The sequence below is a fragment of the Xanthomonas sp. SHU 308 genome (assembly GCF_000364645.1).
GTDB classification, from domain to species: Bacteria; Pseudomonadota; Gammaproteobacteria; order Xanthomonadales; family Xanthomonadaceae; genus Xanthomonas_A; species Xanthomonas_A sontii.
Genome location: NZ_AQOK01000302.1, coordinates 1 through 10,591, shown reverse-complemented (window position 1 = coordinate 10,591; position 10,591 = coordinate 1). Strand labels below are relative to the sequence as shown.

Sequence of the window (10,591 nt, the reverse complement as noted above, 5' to 3'; positions counted from 1 at the left end):
GGCGGCCGCCGACGACGGCTTCCGCCTCTATGTCGACGGCAAGCTGGTGCTGGATCACTGGACCGACAGCGATCGCATGCGCGCCGACGGCGTGGACCTGGACCTGCAGGCGGGCCGCGCCTATGCGGTGAAGCTGGAGTACTACGACGCCGAGCGCGACGCGAGCGTGCGCCTGGGCTGGCGCATGCCCGGGGCGAAGCCGCCGTTCGACGAGGCGCTCGATGCCGCGCGCAACGCGGACGTGGTGGTGTTCGTCGGCGGGCTGACCGGCGATGTCGAGGGCGAAGAGATGAAGGTGGACTACCCGGGCTTCGCCGGCGGCGACCGCACCGACCTGCGCCTGCCCGCGCCGCAGCGCGCCTTGCTGGAAGCGCTGCACGCCACCGGCAAGCCGGTGGTGATGGTGCTGACCGGCGGCTCGGCGCTGGCGGTGGAGTGGGCGCAGGCGCATCTGCCGGCGATCCTGATGAGCTGGTATCCGGGGCAGCGCGGCGGCACCGCGGTGGGCCAGGCGCTGTTCGGCGAGGTCAATCCAGCGGGGCGCCTGCCGGTGACGTTCTACAGGGCGGATCAGGTGCTGCCGGCCTTCGACGATTACGCGATGGAAGGCCGCACCTACCGCTACTTCCGCGGCACGCCGCTGTATCCGTTCGGCCACGGGCTGTCGTATACGCGCTTCGACTACGGCAAGCTGCGCGTGGATGCGCCGCGCATCGCCGACGACGGACGCCTCAAGGTGCAGGTGGAGGTGGCCAATACCGGCAAGCGCGCCGGCGACGAAGTCGCGCAGCTGTACGTGCGGCGGCTGGCGGCCGCGCCCGGCGATGCGCAGCAGGCACTGCGCGGCTTCCAGCGCGTGCGCCTGGCCCCGGGCGAACGCCGAACCCTGACGTTCGAACTGGACGCGCGGCAGGCGCTGCGCCAGTACGACGATGCGCGCGGCACCTACGTCGTGCCGGCAGGAAGCTACGAAGTACGGATCGGCGGTTCAAGCGCCGATGCCCGCGTGCGTGCGCGCTTCACCGTGGAGGCGCGCCGTGACTGAGGCCCGCAGTGCGGAGACCGCCGCGCACACGCTGTCGGTGCGGGAGAAGCTGGGCTACAGCCTGGGCGACCTGGCGGCGAACCTGATCTTCCAGACCCTGATCACCTACCTGGCGTTCTTCTACACCGACGTGTACCGGTTGCCGGCCGCCACGGCGGCGACGATCATCTTCGTGATCGGCCTGCTCGGCGCGTTCGTGTTCACCCCGCTGATCGGCATCGCCGCCGATCGCACGGCCACCCGCTGGGGGAAGTTCCGACCCTGGATCCTGTGGACGGCGATTCCGTTCGGGGTGCTGTCGCTGCTCGCCTTCAGTACGCCGGAGCTGGGCGCGCGCGGCAAGGTCGTCTACGCGTTGACCACCTATGGTCTGCTGATGCTGGTGTACGCGGCCAACAACCTGCCGTATTCGGCGCTCAGCGGCGTGCTCACCGGCAACATGGCTCAGCGCAACAGCCTGTCGGCCTACCGCTTCGTGGCGGTGATGATCGCGCAGTTCATCATCCAGGTGTTGCTGTTGCCGCTGGTGCTGATCCTGGGTGACGGCGACAACGTGCGCGGCTTCGAGCGCCTGATGACGGTGTTCGCGGTGGTGGGCACGCTGTTCTTCCTGATCACCTTCGCCACCACGCGCGAGCGCATCGTGCCGGCCAAGGAGCAGAGCGCCGGCGTGCTGCAGGACCTGTCCGACCTGCTGCACAACCGGCCGTGGAAGGTGATGCTGGCGCTGACGGTGCTGGTCTTCGTCAACCTGGCGCTGAAGGGCGGCACCTACATCTACTACTTCCAGTACTACCTGAGCGAGGCCGCGCTGGCGGGCTTTCTCGACGCCTCCGGCTTCAACGGCTTCATCGGCGGGGTGAACGCGCTGCTCGGCGGCTGGGGACTGTCCGGCTTCACCTGGCCGCAGGATCCGGCGACCTCGGCGTTCAGCCTGTTCAACGCCTGCGGCATCCTGTGCATGATCCTGGGCATCGGCTTCTCGCGGCGGCTGGCCGACCGCTTCGGCAAGCGCGATGCCTTTGGCGGCGCGCTGCTGGTCTCCACTCTGTTCCTGCTGGTGTTCTACGTCCTGCCGCCCACTGCGATCGGCGTGGCCTTCGGCGCCTTCATGCTGCACGGCTTCTGCTACGGCATCACCATCCCCTTGCTGTGGGCGATGATTGCCGACGTCGCCGACTACTCCGAGTGGAAGAACCATCGCCGCGCCACCGCGATCATCTTCTCGGCGATGCTGTGCGGGCTGAAGATCGGGCTCAGCATCGGCGGCGCGCTGGTCGCCGGCATCCTCGCGCACCATGGCTACCAGGCAGGCGCCGAACAGCAGCCGCAGGCCGTGGTGGACGGCATCCGCCTGACCGTGAGCGTCTACAGCGCCCTCCCGTTCCTGGTGGCGGTGGCGCTGCTGTGCTTCTACCGGATCGACAAGCGCATGGAACATCGCATCGAACACGACCTGCAGGCGCGACGCCAGGGCAGCGAGGTGGGTGAACTCAGCGACCTCGGCCACCTCGCGGCGCATGCCATCGCGCAACCGCTGGTGACGCACATCTACACGGCCGATCCGTCGGCCCATGTGTTCGAGGGGCGCCTGTACATCTATCCGTCGCACGACATCGACAGCGGTGCGCCGTTCGACGACGACGGCGGCCACTTCGGCATGGAGGACTACCACGTGCTGCGTATGGACACGCCCGACGGAGCGGCCACCGACTGCGGCGTCGCCCTGCATGTGCGCGACGTGCCCTGGGCCAGCCGGCAGATGTGGGCGCCGGACGCGGCCAGCCGCGACGGTCGCTATTACCTGTACTTCCCCGCCAAGGACGCGCACGGCCTGTTCCGCATCGGCGTGGCGGTAGCCGATCGTCCGGAAGGCCCGTTCGCCGCCGAACCCGAGCCGATCGCGGGCACCTATTCGATCGACCCGGCCGTGTTCGAGGACGACGACGGCGCGCACTACCTGTGCTTCGGCGGCATCTGGGGCGGGCAGTTGCAGAAGTACCGCGACGACCGCTTCGATGCGACGCACGTCGAGCCTGAGGGCGATGCGCCGGCACTGGGCCCGCGCATCGCCCGGCTGGACGCGGGCATGACCCAGCTGGCGGAGCGCACACGCGAAATCGTCATCCTCGATGAACACGGTCAGCCGCTGCGCGCCGACGACCACGCGCGCCGCTTCTTCGAGGGACCGTGGCTGCACAAGGATCAGGGCCGGTATTACCTGTCGTATTCCACCGGCGATACGCATCTGCTGTGCTATGCCATCGGCGACAGTCCGTATGGCCCGTTCACCTATCGCGGCGTGCTGTTGAAGCCGGTAGTGGGCTGGACCACGCACCACTCCGTCTGCGCGTTTCAGGGGCGCTGGTACCTGTTCTACCACGACGCCCTGTTGTCCGGCGGCGTGACCCACCTGCGCTCGGTCAAGTGCACGCCGCTGCACGTCGAGCCGGACGGGAGCATTCGCACTGTCGATCCCTATGGTGGCTGAAAGGCCGTGGTCTAGTGACACTGCGCCGCCTGCGGAGTTGGCGGGCGGCGCATTGGCCTCCTCTAGGCCTCGGCTGCCATGCAGCCGAGGCGAGCGAAGTGCTATGCGTTCCGATGGCGCGATGCGTCGGGACTGAAGTCCCTCCCACCGTGCACCCGGCAGGCTCCCCGCAAGCTCCTGTGGGAGCGACTTCGGTCGCGACGAGTGAAGCCATCCCATGACCGATTGCGACAGCAGTCGGGAATGAAGTCCCTCCGACAATTGCTAGAGCCAGCCAGCCATGCTCGGCGCCATTACACCGATCGCGGCAACAGCTCCAACCCGTGGATCTCGCGAATCCCCAGTCCCGGCGCATCGCCAATCCGGATCTGCGCCTCGTCGAACTGCACCCCGCCGACCACCGGATCGAATGCCCCCAGCGACGGGCCGTCCAGGTCGACCTTGGTGATGACGTCCGCGCGCGCCACCGCCAGGTGCGCCGCCGCGGCCACGCCGATGCTCGATTCGAGCATGCAGCCGATCATGCACGGCAGCCCGTACACCGCGGCGATGTCGGCGATGCGCAGCGCGTTGGACAGGCCGCCGGCCTTGACCAGCTTGATGTTGACGATGTCCGCCGCACGCCGCTGCAGCAACGCGATCGCCTGCGCCGGCGAGAACACGCTTTCGTCGGCCATCACCGGGGTCTGCACGCGCTCGGTCACGTACTGCAGGCCGTCCACGTCGCCGGCCTTGACCGGCTGCTCCAGCAGTTCCAGCGTGACCCCGGCATGTTCCAGCGCGTGCATCGCCTGCACCGCCTGCTTCGGTGTCCAGCCCTGGTTGGCGTCCAGTCGTAGCTGCGCGCGATCGCCGACCGCGGCATGGATCGCCTTGACCCGTGCGATGTCCTCGGCGAGATCGGTGCCGATCTTGATCTTCAGCGCCACGAACCCGCGCGCCAGCGCCGACAGCGCGTCGGCCACCATCGTGTCCACGGCGTTCACGCTGATGGTGAGGTCGGTGCTCAGGTGCGGCGTGCCACCGCCAAGCAGGCGGTACAGCGGCGCACCATGCAGCTGCGCCCACAGGTCGTGCACGGCGACCTCCAGCGCCGCCTTGGCGCTGCTGTTGTGTTCCAGCGCGCCCTGGATCAGGCCGCGCAGGCGCTGCAGGTCGGCGATGTCCTCGCCGATCAGGCGCGGTGCCAGGCAGCGCTCGATCGCCGCGATGATCGCTCCATGGGTGTCGCCGGTGATCGGCGGCGTGGCCGGGGCGCTGCCATGGCCGATCCGGCCATCGTCGGTGTGGACCATGACCACCACGTCCTCGATCGCCTGCACGGTGCGCAGCGCGGTCTTGAACGGGGTCTTCAGCGGCACGCGCAGCATGCCCAGGCGGATCTCGGTGATCTTCATTCGGCGGTCGGCGCGCGCAGGCGCTGGATGCGGGTGATGCGGTCGATGAACGGCGTGCCGTCGCCTAGCAGCAGCGGTTCCAGTGGCGTCACCGACACGCCGTTGAGGCGCACGCGCTGCAGCTGGCCGGCGGCGTCGCGGTAGCTGGCGCCGGCCACGTCGTGGATCACCCAGGTCTGGCCGTCTTCGTGGCCGATCACCAGCATCACGTGGCCGGGGATATAGACCAGGTCGCCGACGCGCAGTTGCGCCAATGCCTGCCGCCGCTGCGGCAGCGGGTCGCTGGCGGTGTAGGGCACCGACATCAGTGCGGGGCTGCGCGCCTGGTCGCCGGTGTTGCGCGGCAACTCGATGCCGAGGCTGCGATGCAGGTCGACGACGAAGCCGCTGCAGTCGCGCGCGTCGTAACTGTTGCCCCAGCCGTAGCGTTCGCCGAGGAACTTGAACGCCTGCTGCAGCAGCATCTGCGGCGTGGCCGGCAGCGGCGCCTCGGCGACGTCGGCGCTGCGCGGTATCAGCGCCGGCACCAGTTGCAGGCGTCCGTCGCGGTCGCGCAGCGGTAGCTGCACCACGTAGGCGGCCAGCGGCGACTGGCCGTTGACCACGTTCTGCGGCGGCCAGTCGCGCAGCAACGGCAGCGCGCTGCCCATGTCCAGGGCCACCTGCGAGGCGGCAGGCAGGTCCGGGGTGAACACGGTGGCCGCGCGTGCGCCGGTGACCAGCAGTCGCGGTGTGCGCTGCGCGTACGCCAGCGCGCTGGCGCGGTCGCTCTCGGCCACGCGGTTGCGGGCGATCCAGGCAGCGTATTTGTTCGCCAGCACGAACAGCCACTGGCCATCGGCACTGGCGTGCAGGATCGCCACTGCACTGCCCGGATACAGCGCCGATTCCTGGAAGCGGTCGATGTCGCGATCGGCGCGGTCGCTGAACACGCGCTCGGCGGTCGGGAAGCGCCGCAGGTCGGCGCGTTGCACCACCAATGCATAGCGCGGCTGCACCTGCGCCGGCAGCGCGTCCAGCGCCAGCGCGCGCTGCAGCGCCTGCAATCGCGCGGCGTCCAGTACGCCGCCCTGGCTGTCGTACAGCGTGCGCGTCGGCGGCGCCGACAGCGCCAGGATCTGCGCGCGCACCTGCGCGGCGGGCAGTTGCGTCGGCAGCGCCGTCAGGTCGTGCATCGACGGGTCGTCGCGCAGCAGCCGGGCGTTGAACGCGGCGCGCTGCGTCGCCTCCAGCAACGGTGCCGACGCCGCCGGCAGCCGCGCGATCCAGTGTTCGGCCTGCAACTGCGCCGGCTGTGCCTGCAGCGGCATGGCCTCGGTGGCGCGTGCCGTGGCGATGGCGCCGCTCGCCGCCGCGGCGAGCAACAGGCACAGGCCGCGCATCGTGATCATGGGAACCCACTGTCTGGAAAGAAGGTCGGCGGATGTCACGCGCCGACGCCAGGATCTTCGATTCCCGGTTTTTTTCTGTCAAGGCGCTGCGTTGACAGGTTTTGCGAGCGCGTGTTACACCCGGCTGCACAGGGGGCGCGTGGCGATGGCGCTGGGGAACGTGCAGGCACCGCACGGCAGCGCCGCGTCCGCTCGGCAAGATGCAGGAACCCGCAACACGATGGCCGCGTGCCGCGCACGGGTCATCGCCGTGTGCGTGGACGCCAGGGACAGGCGCTCGGCCGTGGCCGCGCCCGCGACGTTCGCGCCATCCACCCGCGCCAGCAGGAGAGCCGCGTGCCCATGCGAATCGTTCGTCGTCCTTTTCCCTTGCGGTCCGTGCGCGTGGCGCTGGCGTCGCTGGCGACGCTGGTCGGGGCCTTGCCGGCCGCGGCGCAGGAACAGGCGGCGACGCCGCGCGATCTCGATGCGGTACTGGTCACCGGCTCGCGCATCGCCCGCGCGCAGGTGGAAGGCCCGGCGCCGGTCACCGTCATCACCGCCGAGGACATCCGCAAGCAGGGCTTCGCTACGGTGTGGGAATCGCTGGGCACGCTGACCCAGTTCAGCGGCAGCACCTTCAACGAGAGCGACCAGACCGGCAGTTCGCCCAACGGCCAGTACCTCAACCTGCGCGGGCTGGGGCCGGGCTACCAGCTGATCCTGCTCAACGGCAAGCGCATGGCCGATTATCCGCAGTCCTACGGCGCCAACGGCACCGCGGTCAGCCTGGGCAGCATCCCCGCGGCGGCGGTGGAGCGCATCGAAGTGATGAGCGGCGGCGCCTCGGCCATCTACGGCTCCGACGCGGTCGCCGGCGTGGTCAACATCATCACCAAGCGCGATTTCCAGGGCGACAGCCTGCGCGTGCGTGCCGGCACCACCACCCGCGGCGGCGGCGATAGCGGGCAACTGCAGTGGACTGGCGGGCGCCGCGGCGACGGCTGGAGCGTCACCTACGCCTTCGAGCGGCTGGATCGCGAACCCATCGTCGCCCGCCAGCGCGACTTCATGGATTCCTACGACGACCATCCGGCCAACAAGGCCGACCCCAGCTCGCCCAACGTGTCCATCTCCGGCGTGTATCTGCGCCGCGGCACCACCTATCTGTGGCCGCTGGCGGGCACGCTGTCGACCTCGCCGCAGGCGCTGGCCGCGGCCTGCGCCGCGACCAATCCGGCATTCCGGCCCTACCGCACCAGCGACAGCCTGCCCGCAGCCAACCGCTGCGGCGCGTTCGACTACTACGCCGGGCGCTCGGTGCAGAACGGCTACGGCAAGACCTCGGCCTATCTGGCCGGCGATGCCGAGCTCGGCCACGACGTCACCGCCTACGCGCAACTGCTGGCCAACCGCGCGCAGGACAAGAGTTCCAGCCAGACCCACTACTACATCGGCGAAGGCGCGTTCACCGCCTACGATCCGGACCTGGGGCTGGTCACCGCGCAGCGCATCTTCCTGCCGGACGAGGTCGGCGGCATCAAGACCATCGACTACGACGAGCGCAGCTGGAACCTCAACGCCGGCGTGCGCGGCAAGGCCTTCGATGGGCGCTTCGACTGGGATGCCAGCGTGTCGCTGTCGCGCTACGACACCACCACGCGGCGCCCGCGCTTCCTCACCAACGCGGTGCGCGATTACTACTTCGGGCCGGTGCTGGGCTATCGGCCGGACGGCACCGAAATCCGCCGTGTGCGCCCGGACCGGTTGTTCGCGCCCGGCAGCCCGGCGTTGTACCAGCAGCTCACCACCGAGGTGGTCAGCCGCGGCGAATCGGCCACCGACCAGGCGCAGTTCGTGGTCAGCGGCGACCTGTTCGAGCTGCCGGCGGGCATGGTGCAGATCGCCACCGTGCTGGAAGCGGCGCGGCAGACCTACGACCTGCAGCCCGATCCGCGCACCACCGTCGACTACACCGGCAGCGAGCGCATCTACAACCTCACCCAGACGCCGGGTGGCGGCCCGCGCAAGCGCTACGCCGCAGGGCTGGAGCTGCGCGTGCCGATCGCCAGCCGGCTCAGCGCCACCCTGGCCGCGCGCTACGACGCCTACGACGACATCACCGCGGTCGATGGCGCGGCGACCTGGCAGGCCGGTCTGGAGTGGCGTCCGTTCGACACCCTGCTGCTGCGCGGCAGCCACGCCACCAGCTTCCGCGCGCCAGACCTGCTGTGGATCTACGCCGGCACCAGCGCCAACAATCCCACCGTGGTCGACGAATACCTGTGCCGCCGCGACGGTCTGGATCCGTTGTCGGCGGCCTGCGCGAGCGCGCACGAGTATCAGACCTTCTCCACCCAGGCCTCCAATCCGCTGCTGCGCGAGGAGACCGGCAAGTCGACCACGCTCGGCGCGGTGTGGGATGCGCTGCCGGCGCTGTCGCTTAGCCTGGATTACTACCGCATCGAACTCAAGGGCCGGGTCGAGGCCATCTCCAGCGAAACCCTGTTGGAGAACAACGCCAACTGCCTGCTCGGCCGCGACCGCGCTGGCGCCGCGGTGGACACCGCCTCGGCGGCCTGCCGCTTCTACCTGGACGCGGTGACGCGCAGCCCCGGCACCGACCTGACCAGCGAAGGCCAGATCACCGCGTTCAAGACCTTCCCCATCAACCAGTCGCTGATGCGCACCGACGGCATCGACGCCAGCCTGCGCTACGACCTCGACCTCGGCGCCTGGGGCACGCTCGGCCTGCAGGGCGGGCTGACCCGGGTGCTGCGGATGGAGGTGGCGCAGTTCGCCGGCGCGCGCCCGGTGGACGTGATGAACGACGTCGACTACCTGGCGTTCCGCACGCGCAGCAACTGGCGTGCGAACTGGAACCGCGGCGACTGGTCGGCCAGCGTGTACGGCTACCGCTACGGCTCGCGGCCCGACTACGCCGAGCGCGGCCGGGTGGCACCCTACCTGGTGTGGAACCTCGACCTCGCCAAGCAGATCACCGACAAGGCGACCATCGGCCTGAGCGTGCTCAACGTGTTCGACGCGCTGCATCCACGCGACGACACCTACACCACCTGGCCGTACTTCCCGCGGGTGTACAGCGCGATCGGCCGGCAGTGGTACGTCAACTTCAACTACCGCTTCTGAGTGCGCGCCGGTGAGCGTCGGCCGTCCCTGCACGCCGTCGCCGCGCCGATTGCGTACGCTTGTGCGTCGCCGACCAGGAAGTGTCCATGACCCGTGTTCCCGTGCCGTCCCTGTCCGCCGTGCGCCGGCTGCTGCTGCTGGGCACGCTGGCCTTGCTCGGGGCCTGCGCGCACGCGCCGCAGCGCAATCCGCTGGCCACCTGGGTGCCGTCGCCGAACTACGACGCGCGCCGGCCGATCCTGATCGTCATCCATTACACCGACCAGCACTCGGTGCAGCAGAGCCTGGACACGCTGCGCTCGCACAACAGCAAGGGCAAGGTCAGCGCCCACTACCTGATCGGCCGCGACGGCACGCGCTACCAACTGGTCGCCGACCAGGACCGCGCCTGGCACGGCGGCGCCGGGCGCTGGGGCAGCATCACCGACATCAACTCCGCCTCGATCGGCATCGAACTGGACAACGACGGCAAGACCCCGTTCGCACCGCAACAGATCGACAGCCTGCTGGTCCTGCTCGAGGACCTGTGCACGCGCCTGCGCATCCCGCGCACCCAGGTGGTCGGCCACGAGGACTTCGCGGCCTCGCGCAAGGTCGACCCGGGCCCGCTGTTTCCGTGGAAGCGACTGGCCGACGCCGGCTTCGGCCGCTGGCCGGCCGCCGACACGCCGCCGGCGCCTCCCGGCTTCGATCCGTGGCAGGCGCTGGCGCTGATCGGCTATCCGGTCGACGACCGTGCGGCGACCCTGCGCGCCTTTCACCACCACTACCGCGGCAACGACGCCAGCGCCTTCGACGATGAAGACCTGCGCATCCTGTACGCGCTGACCCAGCCGCTGCTGGCGCGGCCGCAGCCGGTGCCGGCGATGGAGCCGGACGCGCCCTGAGCCGGGGCGCTGCGCCGCCAGCGTCGGTCTTGGCGGCGTGCACACCTGTCACTTGGCGTCGCCGCGGTTCTTGGTAGCATCGCGCGCCAACGGACTCCAAAGGACGCAGTGCGATGAGGCGAGGAACCACGGCCCTGTGGGCGGCAACCTTCCTGCTGTTGGGCGGGTGCAAGGACAAGGCCGCGGATGCGCCGGCCGCGGCGCAGACCCCGGCGACGGCGAGCGCGCCCGCATCCGCCGCGCCCGCCGAC

6 protein-coding genes and 1 pseudogene are annotated in these 10,591 nt (G+C 69.8%); 5 read left to right on the top strand and 2 right to left on the bottom strand.

Annotated elements, in window-relative coordinates:
* From D588_RS0110735 to D588_RS28520, 3 genes and pseudogenes are all read left to right on the top strand, one after another.
* Nucleotides 1-1,045 (top strand): glycoside hydrolase family 3 C-terminal domain-containing protein (locus tag D588_RS0110735; protein WP_017915967.1); only part of this gene is annotated, 1,045 nt, incomplete at its 5' end.
* A gap of 31 nt (nt 1,046-1,076) precedes the next feature.
* Nucleotides 1,077-2,528: pseudogene (locus tag D588_RS28525) on the top strand (MFS transporter); the annotation flags it as partial.
* A complete protein-coding gene (locus tag D588_RS28520) occupies nt 2,529-3,536 on the top strand; it encodes a glycoside hydrolase family 43 protein (RefSeq protein WP_232764278.1) in 1,008 nt (335 codons plus the stop codon).
* A 293-nt stretch (nt 3,537-3,829) separates the two neighbouring features.
* Here the strand turns inward: D588_RS28520 and D588_RS0110725 are convergent, their stop codons facing one another.
* The gene (locus D588_RS0110725; RefSeq protein ID WP_017915965.1) at nt 3,830-4,933 is read right to left on the bottom strand and encodes a dipeptide epimerase; all 1,104 of its coding nucleotides are present in this window, start codon (nt 4,931-4,933) and stop codon (nt 3,830-3,832) included.
* Nucleotides 4,930-6,324 carry an SH3 domain-containing protein gene (locus D588_RS0110720; protein ID WP_017915964.1) on the bottom strand — a complete coding sequence of 465 codons (1,395 nt, stop codon included), beginning with the start codon at nt 6,322-6,324 and terminating at the stop codon, nt 4,930-4,932. Before D588_RS0110720 ends, D588_RS0110725 begins: the two co-directional genes overlap by 4 nt.
* Before the next feature lie 378 nt (nt 6,325-6,702).
* Here D588_RS0110720 and D588_RS0110710 point away from each other — a divergent pair, with 378 nt between their 5' ends.
* Both D588_RS0110710 and D588_RS0110705 read left to right on the top strand, forming a co-directional pair.
* Complete coding sequence (locus D588_RS0110710; protein WP_017915962.1) at nt 6,703-9,453, top strand: TonB-dependent receptor; 2,751 nt, start codon at nt 6,703-6,705, stop codon at nt 9,451-9,453.
* 86 nt (nt 9,454-9,539) lie between these two features.
* Nucleotides 9,540-10,340: an N-acetylmuramoyl-L-alanine amidase gene (locus D588_RS0110705; protein WP_051067863.1), complete on the top strand. Its 801-nt coding sequence runs from the start codon at nt 9,540-9,542 to the stop codon at nt 10,338-10,340.
* The last annotated feature ends 251 nt before the right edge of the window (nt 10,341-10,591 follow it).

What these genes read in the sequence shown, in the direction of transcription:
- D588_RS0110720 (WP_017915964.1), bottom strand. Translation starts at nt 6,324, where the DNA reads ATGATCACGATGCGCGGCCTGTGCCTGTTGCTCGCCGCGGCGGCGAGC.
- D588_RS0110725 (WP_017915965.1), bottom strand. Translation starts at nt 4,933, where the DNA reads ATGAAGATCACCGAGATCCGCCTGGGCATGCTGCGCGTGCCGCTGAAG.
- D588_RS0110705 (WP_051067863.1), top strand. Translation starts at nt 9,540, where the DNA reads ATGACCCGTGTTCCCGTGCCGTCCCTGTCCGCCGTGCGCCGGCTGCTG.